This is a genomic window from uncultured Brevundimonas sp., from assembly GCF_937863155.1.
Lineage (GTDB): Bacteria > Pseudomonadota > Alphaproteobacteria > Caulobacterales > Caulobacteraceae > Brevundimonas.
In genome coordinates this window covers 25,330-43,871 of record NZ_CALMFB010000007.1, presented here as the reverse complement: position 1 = coordinate 43,871, position 18,542 = coordinate 25,330, and the positions used below count along the sequence as shown (strand labels likewise).

General features: G+C 70.0%; 16 protein-coding genes and 1 tRNA gene. 7 read left to right on the top strand and 10 right to left on the bottom strand.

What is annotated here, in order from left to right; translation table 11 throughout:
• Positions 1 to 50 precede the first annotated feature (50 nt).
• Positions 51 to 1,058 (bottom strand): arginine N-succinyltransferase, encoded by a 1,008-nt coding sequence (locus Q0581_RS00945; protein WP_298696536.1) that lies wholly within the window; start codon positions 1,056 to 1,058, stop codon positions 51 to 53.
• A 139-nt stretch (positions 1,059 to 1,197) separates the two neighbouring features.
• On the bottom strand, positions 1,198 to 2,451 hold the full coding sequence (locus tag Q0581_RS00940; RefSeq protein WP_298696533.1) for a hydrolase: 1,254 nt from the start codon (positions 2,449 to 2,451) through the stop codon (positions 1,198 to 1,200).
• Positions 2,452 to 2,548: 97 nt separating this feature from the next.
• Here Q0581_RS00940 and Q0581_RS00935 point away from each other — a divergent pair, with 97 nt between their 5' ends.
• Positions 2,549 to 2,881, top strand: a complete 333-nt coding sequence (locus tag Q0581_RS00935) for an arsenate reductase family protein (RefSeq protein ID WP_298696531.1) — start codon at positions 2,549 to 2,551, stop codon at positions 2,879 to 2,881.
• A 10-nt stretch (positions 2,882 to 2,891) separates the two neighbouring features.
• On the opposite strand, the gene Q0581_RS00930 is transcribed toward Q0581_RS00935, so the two are convergent.
• The 3 genes from Q0581_RS00930 to Q0581_RS00920 all read right to left on the bottom strand — a co-directional run bounded on the left by Q0581_RS00930 (position 2,892) and on the right by Q0581_RS00920 (position 9,239).
• Positions 2,892 to 7,115: a translocation/assembly module TamB domain-containing protein gene (locus Q0581_RS00930; protein ID WP_298696528.1), complete on the bottom strand. Its 4,224-nt coding sequence runs from the start codon at positions 7,113 to 7,115 to the stop codon at positions 2,892 to 2,894.
• Positions 7,112 to 8,914 (bottom strand): autotransporter assembly complex family protein, encoded by a 1,803-nt coding sequence (locus Q0581_RS00925; protein ID WP_298696525.1) that lies wholly within the window; start codon positions 8,912 to 8,914, stop codon positions 7,112 to 7,114. Before Q0581_RS00925 ends, Q0581_RS00930 begins: the two co-directional genes overlap by 4 nt.
• A 64-nt stretch (positions 8,915 to 8,978) precedes the next feature.
• On the bottom strand, positions 8,979 to 9,239 hold the full coding sequence (locus Q0581_RS00920; protein WP_298696522.1) for a hypothetical protein: 261 nt from the start codon (positions 9,237 to 9,239) through the stop codon (positions 8,979 to 8,981).
• 140 nt (positions 9,240 to 9,379) lie between these two features.
• Between Q0581_RS00920 and Q0581_RS00915 the strand changes: the two genes are divergently transcribed.
• A complete protein-coding gene (locus tag Q0581_RS00915; RefSeq protein ID WP_298696519.1) occupies positions 9,380 to 11,140 on the top strand; it encodes an ATP-binding protein in 1,761 nt (586 codons plus the stop codon).
• Here the strand turns inward: Q0581_RS00915 and Q0581_RS00910 are convergent.
• Positions 11,137 to 12,216, bottom strand: a complete 1,080-nt coding sequence (locus Q0581_RS00910) for a CaiB/BaiF CoA-transferase family protein (protein WP_298696516.1) — start codon at positions 12,214 to 12,216, stop codon at positions 11,137 to 11,139. The genes Q0581_RS00915 and Q0581_RS00910 overlap by 4 nt on opposite strands.
• Before the next feature lie 74 nt (positions 12,217 to 12,290).
• On the opposite strand from Q0581_RS00910, the gene Q0581_RS00905 reads away from it, so the two are divergent.
• Positions 12,291 to 12,734, top strand: a complete 444-nt coding sequence (locus Q0581_RS00905; RefSeq protein WP_298696513.1) for a DUF3293 domain-containing protein — start codon at positions 12,291 to 12,293, stop codon at positions 12,732 to 12,734.
• 46 nt (positions 12,735 to 12,780) lie between these two features.
• A tRNA-Lys gene (locus tag Q0581_RS00900) sits at positions 12,781 to 12,857 on the top strand.
• Positions 12,858 to 12,880: 23 nt separating this feature from the next.
• Here the strand turns inward: Q0581_RS00900 and Q0581_RS00895 are convergent.
• Positions 12,881 to 13,711 (bottom strand): hypothetical protein, encoded by an 831-nt coding sequence (locus Q0581_RS00895; protein ID WP_298696510.1) that lies wholly within the window; start codon positions 13,709 to 13,711, stop codon positions 12,881 to 12,883.
• Between the two features lie 37 nt (positions 13,712 to 13,748).
• Here Q0581_RS00895 and Q0581_RS00890 point away from each other — a divergent pair, with 37 nt between their 5' ends.
• Positions 13,749 to 15,884 carry a TonB-dependent receptor gene (locus Q0581_RS00890; RefSeq protein WP_298696507.1) on the top strand — a complete coding sequence of 712 codons (2,136 nt, stop codon included), beginning with the start codon at positions 13,749 to 13,751 and terminating at the stop codon, positions 15,882 to 15,884.
• A gap of 31 nt (positions 15,885 to 15,915) precedes the next feature.
• On the opposite strand, the gene Q0581_RS00885 is transcribed toward Q0581_RS00890, so the two are convergent.
• Positions 15,916 to 16,302, bottom strand: coding sequence for a MerC domain-containing protein (locus Q0581_RS00885; protein ID WP_298696504.1), 387 nt, complete (start codon positions 16,300 to 16,302; stop codon positions 15,916 to 15,918).
• A gap of 163 nt (positions 16,303 to 16,465) precedes the next feature.
• On the bottom strand, positions 16,466 to 16,699 hold the full coding sequence (rpsU, locus tag Q0581_RS00880; protein WP_298696574.1) for a 30S ribosomal protein S21: 234 nt from the start codon (positions 16,697 to 16,699) through the stop codon (positions 16,466 to 16,468).
• Positions 16,700 to 16,886: 187 nt separating this feature from the next.
• Here rpsU and Q0581_RS00875 point away from each other — a divergent pair, with 187 nt between their 5' ends.
• Complete coding sequence (locus Q0581_RS00875; RefSeq protein WP_298696502.1) at positions 16,887 to 17,576, top strand: COQ9 family protein; 690 nt, start codon at positions 16,887 to 16,889, stop codon at positions 17,574 to 17,576.
• Positions 17,573 to 17,821: a YdeI/OmpD-associated family protein gene (locus tag Q0581_RS00870; protein ID WP_298696500.1), complete on the top strand. Its 249-nt coding sequence runs from the start codon at positions 17,573 to 17,575 to the stop codon at positions 17,819 to 17,821. Before Q0581_RS00875 ends, Q0581_RS00870 begins: the two co-directional genes overlap by 4 nt.
• 7 nt (positions 17,822 to 17,828) lie before the next feature.
• Here the strand turns inward: Q0581_RS00870 and Q0581_RS00865 are convergent, their stop codons facing one another.
• Positions 17,829 to 18,539, bottom strand: coding sequence for a DUF4386 domain-containing protein (locus Q0581_RS00865; protein ID WP_298696498.1), 711 nt, complete (start codon positions 18,537 to 18,539; stop codon positions 17,829 to 17,831).
• Positions 18,540 to 18,542: the final 3 nt, after the last annotated feature.

Genomic DNA, 18,542 nt, shown 5'->3' with positions numbered 1-18,542 from the left:
GCTGCGGCCCACCTTCCCCCGCAAGGGGGGAAGGGCGGTCTGTGCGTTGCTCACGACTTCACACGCACGGTATCGCCGGGCCGCACCTTCAGCGCGTCGGCCGTTTCGCGCGACAGCGCAGCCACATCGCCGTCGATGGCCGCCTTCTGTCGCACGGCGCGGAAGCCGCCGACGCTGGCGGTCGAGATCAGGGCGGGCAGCTCGGCCTCCACCTCCTCGGCCACGGCGACCGTATAGGGGCGGGCGTCACGGACGGTGCGGATATTGTCGCGGCCGCACGACACGGTCGGCCCGGCGTCGAAGATGTCGATCAGGCCGTTGGGGCGGAACCCCTCGGATTCCAGCAGGGCCATGGCCGGCACCCCTTGGGGATGCACCTTGCCGATCACGGCGCGGGCGGGTTCAGGCAGCAGTTCGACATAGATCGGATGGCGCGGCGCCAGGTCCAGGATGAACTGCTTGTCGGTGGAGCCGGTCATATAGTCGGCCTGGTCGAACTCCATCGGGAAGAATTTATGCGCCACATGATCCCAGAACGGGCAGGCGCCGTCGGGGGTGAAGACGCCGCGCAGCTCGGCCAGAACCATGTCGTTGAACAGCTCCGGCTCGGCCCCGATCAGCATGTAGCGCGACTGGCTCAGCAACCGTCCGGCGCCGCCCTTGCGCCGATCCGCCTTCAGGAACAGCGAGCCGACCTCGGTCCAGCCGGTGCATTCATTGACCAGCACGAGGGTCTGGTGATCCAGCTTCAGCCCCAGCGAAGGCGACTGGGCCGTGTTGTTGACGATGCGGAACGAGAAGAAGGGCCGCTTCAGTCCCACCGACGCCTTGACCGAGCCGATGCCGTCGATGTCGCCGGTGTCGGTCTCTTCCAGCATCAGGGTGTACCAGCGCTCGACCGGGTCCATGCGGCCGGCGAAGCTGTCGCGGCTCAGGTCCAGCCGTTCCGCCAACTGGTCCGGGTCTTCCGGCAGGCTGGTGAACCCCGGCCCCGACAGGATGGCCAGTTCCAGCAGATGATCCAGGTCGGCGGGGCCGGCGGGACGGACGACAAGCATTAAATCCTCCCCCGCCGGGGGAGGGGGACCATGCGTAGCATGGTGGAGGGGGCGGCTTCACGCGCTGGCGTCTGGGGCTGGCCCCCTCCACCGCTTCGCGGTCCCCCTCCCCCGATGGGGGAGGATCGATGAGGTCGCATCACATCGTCTCCAGTCGAAGCTGTTTCAGCCGCGCCGCGTCAATCTCGCCCGAGGCGATCTTGCACAGGATCAGGGCCGACAGGAGGGCGCGTTCGCCGAAGCTAGCGGGCCAGGCGTATTCCTGATCCGAATGGATGTCGCCGCCGACGACGCCCAGGGTGTCGATGTTGGGCAGGCCGGCGGCATGCAGATTGTTGCCCTCGCACACCCCGCCCGACGGCTTCCAGGCGATGGCTTGGCCCAGCAGGTCGCCCGCCTGCCGCACCGCCTCGAACAGTTCGGTCTGGGCCGCGTCCATCGGCTTGGGCGGACGGGTGAAGCCGCCGTGCAGATGCAAGGACAGGCCCTCGAACGGCGGGGTCGCGGCCAGACGGTCGATCTGCTCCCTGATCCAGTCGGCGGCCGCGCGATCGGGCACGCGCACGTTCCAGCGCACCACGGCGTTGTCGGCCACGACGTTCAGCGGGCCGCCGCCGGAAATCTTGGCCACATTGACGCTGACACCTTCCCTCTGACCGTTCAGGGCGTGCAGGGCGGCGGCGATGATGGCGGCGCCGGCGACGGCGTTGCGCCCCTCGTCGAAGGCCCGGCCGGCGTGGGCGGCGCGGCCGGCGACGATCAGGTGGAAGTTTCCGCTGCCTTTCCTGGCGCCCGCCAGGGTTCCGTCCGGCAGCGACGGCTCATAGGTCAGGCCCACATGTCCCCGCGCGCCCAGTTCGGCCAGCAGCGGCGCCGAGGCGGGCGAACCGATCTCTTCGTCGGGGCTGAGCAGAACGGTCCAGCCGACGCGGTGACGATCAGGGTGGATCTCGAACGCCTCCAAGGCGCCCAGCAGCACGCTGATCCCGCCCTTCATGTCGGCGATGCCCGGCCCGTTCAGGGCGCCGTCGGCGCGGGTCACGACGCGCTGGAACGGGCTCTCGGCCGGGAAGACGGTATCGTAGTGGCCGGTCAGCACCACCTGGATCGGCGCCTCCGGCCGGGCGGTGATCTTCAGGGCGTCGGCGTGGGCCTGGGTCCGCACCGAACCGTCGTCGGCGACCGTGGTCGAGGCCTGGGTGGCGATGCGCGCGACCGCCACGGCGGGCAGGGTCCGCGCCTGGGCGTCCAGCAGGTCCAGCACCTGGTTCAGGCCGGCGGCGTTGCGGCTGCCCGAATTCACCTCGGCCCAGGCCACGGCGCGGTCCACCAAGGCGTCGGCCCGCGCCGACACATGGTCCAGCACGGCCTGGTCTGCTTCAAGAATCCGCATGCGCGCGGACCCTAGACCCGCCGGGGCCAAAGGTGAAGGTCGGCCGCTGGCGATGCGGCGAAACGGACGCTAGATCGACACGAAGAAGGAGACGCCCATGTCCGTGACCCTGTTCCACAATCCGCGTTGCAGCACGTCGCGCAAGGCGTTGGAGATGCTGCGCGATGCGGGCGTCCAGCCGATGGTGGTCGAATATCTGAAGACCGGCTGGGATCGGGCGACCCTGGTGCGTCTGGCCGCCGGGGTCGGCGGGGCGCGGGGCCTGCTGCGGGCCAAGGAGCCGGAGGCGGCGGGGCTGAAAGCGGCGACTGACGACGCCTTGATCGACGCCATGATCGCGGATCCGATCCTGGTTGAACGGCCGGTGGCCGAAAGCGGCAAGGGCGTGCGCGTGGGCCGTCCGCCGGAGCGGGTGCTGGAGATCGTCTGATCCGGCCGTCCTATTCGCGGTTGGGGCGGCGGTCGTCGCTGCGGGCGCCGGGCGGACGCGACGACTTGCGCCAGCGGATCGACAGGCTGGCCTCGCCCTGGCCGCCGAATTTGGAGCTGATGGCCAGGTTGCGACGCACCTGCCATTCCACGTTCACCGCCGCGCCGCCTTCGCCGCCGCCGATGATCTCCAGATAGACGTCGTCGGTGATGTAGCGCCCGCCCGCGACCGTCAGGGCCGAGGCTTCGCCCCCGAACGACAGCCGGTCCAGCCCCGCCAGTTCGCGCAGATTGCCGATGACGTCGAAGCCGCCGCCGCCCGCCAGGGCCGCGACCCCGGCCGCCAGCTGGGCCGCCTCGAACGGCGACAGCTGCGACGCCGACCGCCCGAACAGCACCTGGGACAGGATCTCGTCCTGCGGCAGGGCGGGGGTCGAGGTCAGCTCGATCTCGGGCGAGGCGGCCGAGCCGGTGACGCGGATGGTGGCCGTCAGCGCCGGATCTTCGCGCACCGCCGACAGGTTCAGCCGGATGCGGCGCGGATCGGTCGACAGGCTGACCGTACCGCGATCGTCGAACACGAACCGCTTGCCCGCGAACTCGTAATCGCCGCGCACCACGCCCGCATTGCCGGTCAGGACGGGCCGGGCGATGGTGCCCTGGACCCGCGCGTTCAGGGTCATTTCGACGTTCAGGCCGCGCCCGATCACCCGCACATCGCCGCCGGGCGAGCGCAGGGCGATGTCCAGGCCGATCTGTGGCCCGCGCGCCTGCTTTTCCGTCTCTTCGATGTCGCCGCCGGGGCGGTTGATCTCGACCACATCCATGCGGACGATGCCGTTCGAGCCGGGCGGGTTGGCGTGGATGCGCGCCTCGTCGATGTCGATGCGGCCGGTCAGCTGGATATTGCCGTCCTGACCCCGCACGACGGTCAGTGGCCCCGAGGCGCGGCCCTGGGCCAAGTCATTGTCCAGGATCTGGAAATTCTGAAGTTGCAGCTGGAAGCTAGAGCCCGACCCCTGGCGCAGGCCGATCCGGCCCTGGCCCGACACCTGGCCGCGTCCGCCGTCGGCCGCCTGGAAGGTCTCGATCAGGGCGGTGGTGTCGTCGAACCGGCTGGCCAGGGTGACGTTCGTCAGGCGCAGACCCGTCTGGCTATCGCTGAAGGCGCCCTGGGCCAGGTTCAGCCGACCATTCAGACGCGGCTCGTTCAGCGTGCCGGCCAGGGTGGCGCGGGCGTCGATCTGGCCCGCCAGCGAGCGTTCGCCGCCGAAGAACAGATCCCAGATCGGCTGGATCTGCCCTTGCGCCGCCACCGTGCCCGACATGGTCCGGGTGCGGGCGATGGCCAGACGCAGCGGCGCGGCCGACGCCTCGACCGGCAGCACCACATCCGCCTCGGCCGAGACCGAGCCCTGGTCCGCCAGATTGGCCTGGATGCGCAGTTCGTCATTGATCAGGCTGGCGTTCAGCTCGCCGTCCACCGCCAGGCCGGCGGGCGCGTCGATGCTGCGGATCTGGCGCAGATTGACGTTGGCCGAGCCGGTCAGGTCGTCGCCCGACCCGCGTAGCGACACCTTGCCCGTCACCCGGCCGCGCAGGTCCGGCGCGATGGACCCCAACTCCACGCTCGTCAGATCGGCCTGGATGACGGCCGCCTGGGAATCCTGGCGCAGTTCGCCCAGCAGCACCCCGCCGCCGACGTTCAGGTCCAGTCGCGCCACCCGCCCGTCGCCGGACAGGGCGATGACCGCCGGATTGCGGGTGGTGAAGGCGACCTCGCGCACCCGCCCGCCGCCGCGCAGCACGATGCTGTGGGCCTGGTTTTCGCGCGCATAGACGCCCGATCCGTTGAACTGCACCGGCGTGGCGCCGCCGACATCCACCGCCAGGGTGAAGGGCAGGCGGTCCAGCGTGCCGCGCCCGTCCAGGTCCAGGGTGCGGATGACATAGGTCGATCCCGCCAGGCGCAGGTTGCGCGCCTCGACGTCCAATATGGCGCTGTCATCGCCGCCACCTTCGGTCAGGCGGACGCGGCCGTCGGCCTGGCCGGCCGCGACGAAGGCGCCGGGCCGGGCGCTGAAGGTCAGGTCGGCGCTGGACGGCACGCGCTGCGACAGGGCGATCGACCCGCGCGCGGTCACGCCCCCGGCGTCCAGGTCCACATCGCTCAGCCGGATGCTGGGGCCGCCCAGGAAGAAGTCGCCCGAAGCGCGCGCCGGGCCATAGTTGGAGGCGGCGTTCAGCGCGATACGGCCGTCCGAGGCGTTGGCGCCCTTGCGGAAGCTCAGCACCAGTCGCGCCTGCCGCAGCTCCAGCGCGCCGGCGTCGATGCGGTCGAAGGCGGCGGTCAGGTCGGCGCGCGGCTGGGCCAGGGTGCCGGTCAGGGCGCCGTTTCCGGTCATGGCCCCGCCGATCTCGACCGGCCCGGCCGCGAACGGTCCCTGGGCCGACCAGTCCAGCGCCAGCCGCAACTGCCCGCCCGGCTCGATCAGCCCCTTGGTCGAGGCGCGGCCATTGGCGCCGGTCAGGCGGCCGTCGTCCAGCTCGATCCGCCCGCCGCGGATCAGGCCGGCCAGTTGCAGGCGCGGCGTTGCGCCCAGCAGGCGATCCAGTTCGGCCTGGCCCGTCGCCAGGCGCGATCCGCGCCCGTCGAAGCGGATCGTCCACGGCGCGCCGGACCGGGCGCTGGCGGCCTGGATGTCGCCGCCGAAGGCGCCGCTGGCGCCCTTGCTGAGGCGCGACAGATCGGTGATCCGTGCATTGCCCCGGAAATTCAGTCCACCGTTCAGGCCGCGCCCGCCGCTGCCCTTCAGGCTCAGGGCCTGGCCCTGGGCGTCGATGCTGCGCAGAAGCAGGGCGCCGTCGGCCTGGCGTCGGGCGACCATTTGCACACGCGGGGCGGCGCCCAGCAGTCCGCCGATCACCCCCTGCGACGACCCGCCAACGGCGCGCAGATCGCCGTCGACATCCATCCTTCCCTTGTCCACGGCGATGTCCAGCGGGCCGGAGATGCGGGTGGCGCGATAGCTGGCCACCGACGCATTCAGCAGGCTGACCCCGCCGTCCAGGCGCCAGGCGTCCGCATCGCCCCGGAACACGCCCGTATAGGCCGCCGGCCCCGCCAGATCGGCCCCGGTCAGGCGCGACAGCGACGGGGTGGAGATCTCCAGCCGCACGCCTTCGGGCGCATTGCGGTCCTTCAGCCGGATCATGCCGCGCGCATGCGAGTTCAGATTGGCCGCCGACAAGCGCCAGGCCACGCCCTGAAGATCCTTGTCCCGACCGTCGGGCACGGCGGCGAAGCCGAACCGCGCGGACGGGCCGATCCGTTCGGCGAAGGGGCGCAGCAGGTCCGAGCCGGCGAAGTCGAAGAAGCCGCTGATCCGCGTGCCCGCCTCGCCATAACGGCCCTTGACCACCAGGGGCACATAGCGACCCGTGACCACGCGGGCGTCCACGATCTCGCCGTTCACGATGGCCGTGGCGGAAAACGGCTGATTGGGCGAATAGCCCAGCGCCCCGGCGATCGGTCCGCCCTGGGCCTCATTGGCGCGCAGGTTCAGCCGCAGGTCGGAGGGGCCGCCGCCAAAGGTCGCCGTCGCGCGCAAGTAGTCGCCTTGGCGCGTCAGGCTGTAGGCGTTCACCTCGGCCGTCTTGGCCCCCATGCGCGGCACGGAGGCGGCCCCGGTCAGGCGCCAGCGGCCGTATTCCTGGCTGAAGCCTTCCTCCAGCACGACATTGGCGTGGAAGGCGTCGATGTCGATACCCAGCGGCATGGCGCTGGGCGGCTCGGTCGAGGGTTCGACCAGGGGGCGGCGGATCAGGCGGATCTGGGCGGCGGAAATCTCGCTGGCGTGGAACCGGCGCAGGATCAAGGGCCAGTAGGACCAGTCCACCCGGACATCGGTGGCCTCCAGCCAGACGCCCTCGGCGTCCGTGACCGTGACGCGCTTCAGCCGGAAATCGTCGAACAGATCGCCGCTCAGCCCCTCGACATTGATGCGGCCATAGCGGCCGATCTTCTTGCCGCCGACGAAGCTGGTCACCAGGCCGCGCCCGGAATCGGACAGCAGATACATCCGCCCGCCGACCAGGGCCACGGTGGCCAGGACCAGCACGGCCGCGACCACGCAGCCGACGATCAGCAGCGCCAGTTGCAGGCGCGTGCGCTTGCGCCGAACCTTGGCCTGGGTCGGGGTTTCAGGCGTCTCTGGCGTCTGCGGCTCGGTCAAAACGCCTGTCCGATCGAGACATAGACCTGGAAGTCCGCATCGCCTTGACGGCGATCCAGCGGGAAGGCCACATCGGCCCGGATCGGCCCGAACGGCAGCTTGTAACGGACCCCGAACCCAGCCGCGTAGCGCAGGTTCGAGAAGTCGGGATATTCATCGAACCCGACCGTGCCGGCGTCCACGAAGACCACGCCCTGGAAGCTGCGGCCGATGCCGCGACGCGCCTCGATCGAGGTCTCGAACAGGCTGGTGCCGCCGCGCGGGGTGTTGTCGGGCAGGCGCGGGGCCACGCCCTGATACTCATAACCGCGCACCGACCCGCCGCCGCCGGAATAGAACAGCCGGTCCGAGGGGATGCTCAGTTCGTCGGCGCCGACAATGGAGCCCAGGCGCAGGCGCCCGGCGATGACGGTGCGCGCCGCCTGGTCCAGGGCGAAATAGGCCGTGGCCTGGCTTTCGGTCTTCAGGAACAGAACCGTGTCGTCGCCCGCCACGGCGGTCGGCTGGACCGAGGCGCTGAGCCGCCATCCGGCGGTGGGGTCCAACGGATCGTTCGACTGGTCCCAGTACAGGCCCGCCCGGCCGGTCAGCACCGCCAGATCACGGTCGAACCCCACCGGCGCCGAGGTGAAGGGATCAAACCGCGTCTGGGTGTAATGGCCGGCGTCCAGGCCGACGCCATAGCTGAACCACGACGTCTTGCCGATCCGCTGTTGCAGGTCGGCGGCCATCACCAGGGCGATCCGGCGATAGGCGTCGGTGTCTTCGTTCACGGCCGCCGCCGACAGGCGCAGCGTCCGGCCCGGCCGTCCCCAGTGCGGCAGACCCAGGTCCGCGCCGATGCGGCTGTCGATGTCCGCCAGACGCAGTTCCAGCCTCAGGGTGTCGGCACGGCCGAACCGGTTGTAGCGGGTCTGGATCACATCCACGCCCGAGCCTTCGGCGGTCGAGAAGGTGGCCCCCGCCTCGGTGATCCGGCGCGGCCGGTCGGTCAGGGTGACGATGACGGGGCGCAGGCCCTGGGCGGTCGTCCGTTCGGGCGGCGCCAGGGCCACGCCAACGCCGTCATAAACGCCGGTCTCCAGAAGGCGGCGTTCCAGCTCGGCGACGTCCTCGGGGTCGTAACGGTCGCCTTCGGACCAGGGGGCCAGGCCCGCGACCCAGCCGGGCCGGGTCGGACCGCGCGTATCGACCAGAACGCCATCCAGCCGCACCAGCTGACCGGCCACGACATTATAGGTGGGGTTGACGCTGAAGGCGGCGTGATCGACCACCACGCGACGCGGCTCGGTGCGGGCGTCGGCGTAGCCCTGGCGGGTCAGGCTGGCGACGACGCGGCCTTCGGCGGCGATCACATCGACGGCGCGGCCCGGATCGCCGGGGGTCAGGGCCACCTCGGCGGCGGCGCGGGCGGCGATCTCGTCCGGCGGTTCGGGAGCCAGCCAGTTGATCGCCGGCGGGGTCAGGGTGAAGCGGCGGCCCGGCGTGATCCGCACAATGGCGACCGGGGTGGTCTCGCCCTCGACCACATCCTCGATCTCGGGCTGATAATAGCCTTCGGACCGCAGCAGGGCCTCGGCGGCCGAGGCCGCGTCGCGGGCGCGGCGTCGGGCCTCGAACCGGTTGGCCGGGGGATCGTCCGCCTCGCCGATGGCGCGGGCGATCTGATCGCGCAGGGCGCCGTCGATCTCGCCGCGAATCTGGGCGCGCGGCTCGGCCTGGGCGCCATCGGCGCACACGGACCACAGGCCCAGGGCGGCGACGGAAATGGCGATCAGCGAAGGCGGCCGGGCGGTCAATCGGAATCCTGTCAGGGGCGGCGAGGGGCCGCCTGTGTCACGCGGTTGGGGCGCCGGTGTGGCGTCAGTAGAACAGGGTCTCGCTTTCCGGCTGGACCGACTGTTCCGACGACCGCTTCTCGGGCGGCAGGGCGGTGCTGTCGACCGGCGGGGCGGCGGTGGCGGCGGCGTCGGCCGCGGCGTCTTCGGCGGCGGGCGCCACCGGCTCGACCGCTTCGGGCGCGGTCTCGACGCCCTGGTCCTGAGGCGTCTGGAAATTGTCGCAGGCGGTGAGGCCCAGCATCAGGCCGATGGCCGACGCGGCGACGATGATCTTGCGGTTCATGGCGTATTTCCCCCGATTGTCGGCTGGCCAACGCGTGGCCACGCCTGTGCGTTCCATAAGCCCAGCCATACGCCGTCCGCGCGCCTCAACCAATCCTTTCGATTTTGGAGCTATTGCGACAATTGGTGAGGAGACTGCGCATGACCAGCATCACGCCGTACGCCATCGTGGCGCAGGTCCGCTATCGCGAACTGCCGACGCGTCTGGCGCTGGCGGCCTTCATCGGGCTGGTGGCCTGGGTCACGGCGCCGTCGATCTGGCCTGTGGTGTGGTTCGCGGTGGTCGTGGCGGGTCAGGGCGTGGACTGGATCGTGTTCGCCCCGTTGCGCCAGTCGCCTGATGCCGAACCCAGCGTCAGCCGCCGTGTGCTGTGCTGTATGTCGGCGGCGCTGAATGTGCTGATCTACGGCAGCATCTCGGCCTATCTGTGGTTCGCGGGCGGAGAGCCGGGCCGCGTCTTCGCCATGATCCAGGCGGCCGGCGGCCTGCTGCACGTCAGCATGCACATGCATCACAGCCGGGCGCTGCTGATGTCTTCGGTGATCCCACACGGCCTGTATTTCCTGGGTCTGCCGGTCCTGAGCGCCATAGCCTTCCGCGATCCGGTGCTGATGCTGATCGCGGTCGGGGGCCTGCTTTATGTCGCCCATCTGGTCGCCGTGGTGCGCCAGACCCTGGGGTCGACGCGCGCCCTGCGCGCCGCCGGCGACGAGGCCCAGTCCGAACGCCGCAAGGCCGAGGTGGCCAGCGCCGCCAAGTCCGACTTCCTGGCCGTGGTCAGCCATGAGATCCGCACCCCCATGAACGCCGTCATCTCGGCCGCCAATCTGCTGCGCCGCACCCGGCTGGACCGCCAGCAGCGCGAGCATGTCGACATGCTGATCGACGCCGGGGACGTGCTGCTGGGCCTGCTGAACGACGTGCTGGACTTCTCCAAGATCGAGGCCGGGCGCATGACGCTGGAACAGGCCGACATGCCGTTGCGCGACAAGCTGGCGGCCATGACCCGTCTGTGGGAGGCGCGCGCCGCCGCCAACGGGGTGCGTCTGGTGCTGGAGCTGGACGCCGATCTGCCGGAGGTCGTGCGCACCGATCCCCTGCGGTTCCAGCAGATCGTGTTCAACCTGTTGTCCAATGCGGTGAAGTTCACGACCGAGGGGCGCATCGTGCTGCGCGCGGCCTGGACGGGGCCGGATCGGCTGGACATTTCGGTGACCGACACCGGTTGCGGCATCCCCGCCGCACGTCTGGCGCGGGTGTTCGACGGCTTCGAGCAGGCCGAGGCCGGCACCACGCGCCGGTTCGGCGGCACGGGCCTGGGCCTGACCATCAGCCGCCGCCTGGCCGAGCTGATGGGCGGCGATCTGACGGCCGAGAGTGTCGAGGGCGAAGGCTCGACCTTCCGTTTCCGGCTGAAGACCGTGGCGGTCGCCCAGGCCGCGCCGGTCAAGACCGGCGCCCGCAAGACGCCGACGGCGGCGCCACCGCCCGCCAGCCTGGCGGGCCGCACCATCCTGGCGGCCGACGACCATGAGGTGAACCGCCGTATCCTGGAACTGCTGCTGGCCCCCCACGGATGCCGTCTGACGCTGGTTCAGAACGGGGCCGAGGCGGTCGAGGCGGCGGCCCTGCATCGCTATGACGCCATTCTGATGGACATGCAGATGCCGGTGATGGACGGGCTGGAGGCCACGCGCCGCATCCGCGAACAGTCCGCCGGCGATGAAGTTCCGATCATCGCCCTGACCGCCAACGCCATGGATGTGCATCGCGCGGCCTGGGAGGCGGCGGGGGTCTATGCCTTCCTGACCAAGCCGATCGATCCGGTCCTTCTGGCCCAGACCCTGGCCATGGCCTGCGCCGAGGGCGCACAGGAAGACCCGGCCGCGGTGTCCGCCTAAGCCCAGAAGTTCAGGGCGTCGTCCAGGCTGATTGCGGGCCGGTCAGCCGTCGCCGGCGCCGCCTGACCGTCGAAACGCGGCGCGGGCGCGGGCTGGACGATGCCGGCCGACACATGGGTCTGGCGCGCGCGGTTGTGCGGGTGATCGGCCGCTTCGCCAAAGGTAAGCACCGGGGTGACGCAGGCTTCGGTCCCCGCGAAATGCGTGACCCAGTCGTCGCGGTCGCGCGTGGCGAACAGGGCGGCGAACCGGTCGTGCAGGGCGGGCCAGCCGGCCATGTCATGCTGGGGCGCCTCATCCGCTGCTATGCCCAGGCCCGCCAGCAGCGCCGCATAGAAGCGCGGCTCCAGCGCCCCGACCGCCACGAACCGGCCATCCCTGCAGCCATAGCAGCGATAGAAGGGCGCCCCGCCGTCCAGCAGGTTCTCGCCGCGTCGATCCGACCACAGGCCGCGCGCCTGCAGGGCCGGAAACAGGGCCGCCAGCAGGGCCGTCCCGTCCGTCATGGCCGCATCGACCACCCGCCCGCGACCCGTCTGGCGCGCCTGGATCAGGGCCGCCAGCACGCCGGTGACCAGCATCATCGCCCCGCCGCCATAGTCGCCGACCAGATTCAGCGGCGGGCGCGGCGGCCGGTCCGGCTCGCCCATGGCGTGCAGGGCGCCGGTCAGGGCGATGTAGTTGATGTCGTGCCCCACCTGATCGGCCAGCGGTCCGGTCTGGCCCCAGCCGGTCACACGGCCATAGACCAGGGCCGGGTTGCGCGCCGCCAGGACGTCCGGCCCCAGGCCCAGCCGCTCCATCACGCCGGGCCGGAACCCCTCGATCACCGCATCGGCGCCGGCGGCCAGGGCCAGCACCCGGTCGCGGTCGGCGTCCGACTTCAGATCCACCGCCACCGTGGTTCGCCCGCGATGCAGGATGGCGCCGCCGACATCGTCGAACACCCCGCCCCCGCCGGCACGGGTCAGCCGCAGCACCTCGGCCCCCAGGTCGGCCAGCATCATGCCGGCGAAGGTCACCGGCCCCAGGCCGTCGAACTCCAGAATACGCACGCCGGAAAGGGGAGGGGTCATGTCCCAAGGCTTAACCGCCCCACCCGGCGCCGTCGAGCGGTTGACGCAGCCCCGCCCCGCGCCATGATCGGCGCATGGACCGTTCCGTCGCCGCCTGCGCCGAAGCCTATGTGCGCGCCCTCTATGTCGTGGCCCTGCCCGAGGGGGGCGAGGCGGTTATGCGGCTGGGGCATCCGTGTGCGCCTCTGGCCTCGGTCATGGCGGCGCGGGGCGTGGCGACGGCCTGTTTCCTGACCGCCTGGAACCCCCGCAGCGAACCGCGCAGCGACGCCGAGAATCAGGCCGACCAGGACCGGCTGAAGGCTGAGATCCAGGGCCTTGGCCTGACCTGGCTGGCGGCCGAGGGGCGCGACCCCGACGGCGGCTGGGCCTCGGAACCCAGTCTGGTCGCCCTGGGCCTGACGTTCGAACAAGCCTGCGACCTGGGCGACGCCTATGGTCAGAATGCGGTGCTGTTTTCGGGTGCGGACGGGGCCATGCGGCTGGTCTTCTGTCTTCTGGGGCGCGCCGAGACTTGACCCGAAGCGACGGATGCAACAGAAGGCGCGCTCGCCGCCATGCGATGCGTCCTTAGCTCAGTTGGTTAGAGCATCTGACTTTTAATCAGAGGGTCCTCGGTTCGAGCCCGAGAGGACGTACCATGGCGGCGGATTTCCCCGACAATCTAACCGTGGCCTGAGAGCGGCCGGCAGGCGATGACATAGTCGGCGCCGTGGCGCAGGCCGTCTTCGCGCCGGCACACCGTCACCCCCTGTTCCCGCAAGGCCTCGATCCGTCCGCGCAGGGATTCGGCCAGGGCCGCATCGGCGATGCGCGGCAGTCGGCGGATGGCCATGTCCAGCTGGCCGTGCACCCATTTCTCGCGATAGCGGTTCGGGAACCGCTGGGCCGACAGCACCTCGAACCCGGCCTGGGCCAGGGCGTCCACCGTCCATTCGGCGGGATATTCGCGATAGGGCGTCTCGTCCGCCAGCAGCAGGCAGGCGTCGCGCAGGCGGCCGATGGCGCGCACGATGCGGGCCGTCTCGGTCGGCGCATCGCCCACCACATAGGGCTCCAGCCCCACCACATACATCCGCCGCCCGACATGGGGCGCCAGCCGCGCGAACAGGCCCGACTGGAAATAGGGTGAAAACCCCTCCACCGCCCCCAGCAGATAGTCGGCCAGCACCGTGTCGAACACCTGGCCCTGCAACAGGGCGGGGTCGGTCCAGTTGCCGATCAGCAGCCGATCCTGATCGCGCATCAGGGCGCCCGCGCGCTCGCGGACCTGATCCGCATGGCCCGGCGCGGCGGTGACGCCGACCCAGCGGTCGGTCGGCAGAGACAGGCTCCACAGTGCCGAGTTCACGCCGGTTCCGGCGTCGAGAAACCCGCCCCAGTCCGCATCGCCGTGCAGGGTCTCGATGTGCCGGAACAGGGATGAACCCCCCGTCGCAGCGGAAGCTTGGCCGGATGAACGCGATGTAATTTGCATGATGTTACGATATAACATAGTCAATCGCCGACCCCCATATCGGAGACTTCAGTTCATGTCACCCAAGGCCGCCCTTTTCGCCGCCGCCAGCCTGAGCGTTCTGGGCGCCGTCGCCTGCGCGGGCACCGCCAACGCCAGTTCCGCGACCCAGTCGGGCCAGTCGGGTCCGGCGATCCAGTTGGACGAAGTGGTGGTGACGGCCGATCCCCTGGGCCGGCGCGGCAATGACGTCATCTCGAACGTGGCCGTGGTGCGCGGCGACGAACTGGTGCATCGGCGCCAGTCGACGCTGGGCGAGACCCTGACCGGCATTCCCGGCGTCAACGCCGACACCTTCGGCGGCGGGGCCAGCCGGCCGGTGATCCGGGGCCAGACCTCGCCGCGGGTCAAGGTTCTGAGCGACGGGGCCGGCCTGATCGACGCCTCGGACGTGTCGCCCGACCACGCCGTCTCGGGCGAGCCGCTGTTGCTGGAAGGCATCGAGATTCTGCGCGGGCCCAGCGCCCTGATCTATGGCGGCGGCGCCATCGGCGGGGCGGTCAATCTGATCGACAAGAAGATCCCCACCTCGATCCCGGCCGCTGGTGGCGAAGGCGTGGCCGAGTTCCGCCTGGGCACGGCCGACGACGAGCGCGCGGGCGTGGCCGGCTTCACGGTCGGCATGGGCAGTTTCGCCCTGCGTCTGGAAGGCGCCCTGCGCCGCACCGACGACTATCGCATCCCCTTCTACACCCCGCCGGCGCACGAGGATCATGACCACGATCATGATCACGACCACGATCATGAGGATGAGGCCGAGGGCTTCGACCGCGTGGCCGGGTCGTTCAACGACACCCGCACCGGGACCATCGGTCTGTCGTGGATCGGATCGCGCGGCTACCTGGGCGCCGCCTTCACCCAGCAGAACAGCGAATACGGCCTGCCGGGCCACAGCCACGAATATGAAGACTGCCACCCGCACGGCTCCAGCCTGCACTGCGGCGGTCACGATCATGGCGACGAAGATCACGACCACGATCACGACCATGACCATGGCGAAGCGGCCCCGACCGTCGATCTGGTCAGTCGCCGCATCGATGTGCGGGGCGAATTGCGCGACCCGTTCGCGGGGATCGAGCGTATCCGGGTGCGCGGCGGCTATACCGACTACGCCCATGACGAGATTGACGACGGCGTGGTGGCGACCACCTTCACCAACGAAGGCCACGACCTGAGGGTCGAGGTCCAGCACGCCCCCATCGGCGGCTTCCGCGGCGTGGTCGGGTTCCAGACCGCCGAAAGCGATTTCGCGGCCATCGGCGCCGAAGGCTTCCTGCCGCCCAGCACCACGCGCAGCAACGCCGTCTTCCTGCTGGAGGAAATCAGCCTGGGCGATGTGCGTCTGGAAGGCGCCCTGCGTCAGGAATGGCAGGAGACGAGCGCCGTGGGCCGGCCGGACGCCGAGCACAAGCCCTTCTCAGCGTCGCTGGGCGCCAGCTGGGCCTTCGCGCCGGGATACGCCGCCTCGGTGTCGGTGGCGCGGTCACAGCGCGCGCCGCATGTGCAGGAACTGTATGCCCGCGGCGTCCACCTGGCGACCAACACCTATGAGCTGGGCACGGCGACCCTGGATGAGGAAACCGCCAACTCGATCGAGATCGGCCTGAGGAAGACTGAAGGCGACCTGACCTTCTCGGCCAGCGCCTATCGTTACGCCTATGACGGCTACATCTACGCCAACACCCTGGATCAGTACGAAGACTTCCGCCTGATCCGCTACACCCAGGCGGATGCGACCTTCACCGGTGTCGAGGGCGATGTGCGCTATCAGTTCACGCCCGCGATCTCGGGGGCGGTGTTCGGCGACTATGTGAAGGCCGAGCTGGACGAAGGCGGCCCCCTGCCGCGCATTCCGGCGGCGCGTCTGGGCGTGCGCGGCGATTTCGCGCAAGGCCCGTGGTCCGGCAATGTCGAATACGTCCATGTGTTCGAACAGGACCGCATCACCGATTTCGAGGACAAGACCCCCGGCTACGACATGGTCAACGCCACGGCGGCCTATGATTTCGACATCGGTTCGTTCCGCAGCCAAGTGTTCGTGCGCGGGACCAATCTGCTGGACGAGACGGCGCTGAACCACGCCTCGTTCCTGACCCGCTCGGCGCCGCTGCGGGGCCGCAACCTGGTGCTGGGGCTGCGCACCCGGTTCTGATGACCGCCTGAAGCGACCGGGCCTCTGTCGATCAGGCCCGGTCGTGACGGCAGGCGACCTGGCGACGGCGCCAGTTCAGCCCGTGCGCCAGCGCCAGCAACAGGCCGCCCGCGACCGTCAGCGGGGTCTCGGCCTCATGTGACGGAAAACCCGCCGCCCCGGCGACCATCAGAGCCAGACCGCCGACCGCCAGGGCCACGACCGCCAGGTTGCGCGAACGGCTGCGCCCCAGGGTCCACAGCGACACCGGCGCGGCCACCGCCACGAACAGTCCGTGCACCCATTCCGCCTCGGCCCAGGCGCCCGCGATGGGCAGAAGGCTGGCCGCCAGCGGCAGGGCCAGGCAATGCGCCAGGCACAGACCCGACAGACCGATGGCGACGCCATCCCCCAGAACGGCGGAACGGGCTGCGGGCATGGGCGTCTCCTAAGGCTACGCCCACTAAGTGTTACTTTATAACGATCAATACAAGGGGGCCGCGCCGGAAATCCACAGGTCCGCGCATGCGTCGTCAGCGCGCAAGCAAAAGGCCCGCCGGAGCGATCCGGCGGGCCTTTGATCTTTCAGCCTGGCGTCAGGCTCAGCGCGGACGCGGCTTGGGCGCGGGCAGCAGGCCTTCGCGCTGGGCGCGCTTGCGGGCCAGCTTGCGGGCGCGGCGAACGGCCTCGGCCTTCTGGCGGGCGCGCTTCTCCGACGGCTTTTCGTAGTGCACGTGGCGCTTCATTTCACGGAAGCTGCCTTCGCGCTGCATCTTCTTCTTCAGGGCCTTCAGCGCCTGATCGACGTTGTTGTCGCGAACGAAAATCTGAACCAGGTTCAACTCTCCTTTGGCCGCCCGCCGCGTCCTGTGAGGGAGACGGGCAGACAAATAAATCTCGGGTCCGACAGACAGGGTCCGCGGATGAAGGCGCGCTGATACACGACCGCCGTATGTCTGTCCAGATCGTCGCGGCCCTATCTGAAGGCTCGAAACGGCCGTCGGACGGGCCTATCATGTCGCGATGACCGAGGCGCCGCACCTGAGCAACACCGACGAATCGCCGGACTGGGCCGACCGCATGGAACAGGCGGTTCTGGACGCCGCCGTCGAACGCGCCGGGGCGCTGGGCTGGAACGGGCGGCTGGTGCGCGCGGCGTGCGAGGCGAACGGCCTGTCGCTGGGCGATCAGGAGCTGCTGCTGCCCAATGGCGGGCGCGATCTGGCGGCCCTGTTGTCGCGACGGCACGATGCGCGGGCCATGCAGGCCCTGGCCGATGTCGATCCGGCGGCCCTGAAAATCCGCGAACGCATCGCCCGCGCCGTCTCGGCCCGGCTGGAGGCCGCCGCCGCCGACCATGAGGCCAGCCAGCGCTGCGCCGGCTTCCTGGCCCTGCCGACCAACACCGACCTGGGGCTGCAACTGGCGTGGGAGACGGCCGATCTGCTGTGGCGCTGGGCCGGGGATACGGCGACGGACTGGAACCACTATTCCAAGCGGACGATCCTGTCGGGCATCCTGGTCCCGGCCCTGACGATGCGCCTGTTCGACGGGCGCGAGGCCGCCGACGCCTTCGTCGCGCGCCGGATCGAGAACGTCATGGCCTTCGAGAAGTGGAAGGCGGGCAAGGATTTCGACGCTCCCCTGCGCAAGATGACCGAGGCGCTCAGCCGTCTGCGCTACGGCGCCCGCACCGAAGACGCGCCCCAGTGACAGCCGACCTTCCCGGCGGGGTGGTCCACGACCTGCCGGACGACCTGCGCCGGGCGCTGGAAGGCGAACCGGCGGCCTTGGCGACGTGGCGGGACATCACGCCCCTGGCCCGCAATGAATGGATCTGCTGGGTCATCTCGCCCAAGACGGCCGAGACGCGAGAAAAACGCATCCGTTGGGGCGCCGAAAACCTGCGCGACGGCAAACGCCGCCCCTGCTGCTGGCCCGGCTGTCCGCATCGTTGAGGGGATGTCAGGGGCGGGCGTTCAGCCGCGCCCAGGCCGAGGCGTTCAGTCCGCGCGCCAGCAGCCACAGGCTGATCGCGCCCTCGCCAATCAGACCCGGCAGCAGCAGATAGTCCGCCAGCCCGCCCGGCAACGGCAGGTCCAGCAACACCCGCAGGCTGTTCAGCAGATAACAGGCGCCGGCGAAGGCCATCACCAGACCGATGGCGGCCGGAACCAGGCGCGACCGAACCACCATCCAGCCGATGATCAGGCAATAGACGCCGAAGAAGACCAAGCTGATCGTATAGCCACGCCCGTGCAGCATCAGGAACAGGGCCGCCAGATCGGCCTGATCCGTCAGACCGGTTGCGCTGTTCAGCACCATCAGCGGCGCGATCAGATTGACCAGACCCATGGCCAGCACGGTGATGCCCGTCAGGCTGAACGCCGCCGCAGTCAGCGACAGGGTCCGGCTGTAGGGGCGGAAGGCAGCATAGAAGATGGCCGTCACGATCAGATAGCAGACCAGCATGGCCAGGTCGGACACCACGCCCAGGCGGAACATCGCCTCGCCCGCCTTCAGACTGGCGGCCAGGGCCTGGGGATCGGTGCGGTCCAGACCGCTGCGCGTGCCGACTTCGGCGAATAGGCCGAAGACGATGGTGCCCAGATAGGCCAGGGCGGCGATGCGGACCGGCGGCTGTTTGAGCACAGCGGTCGTGGTGTCGATGGTCATGGT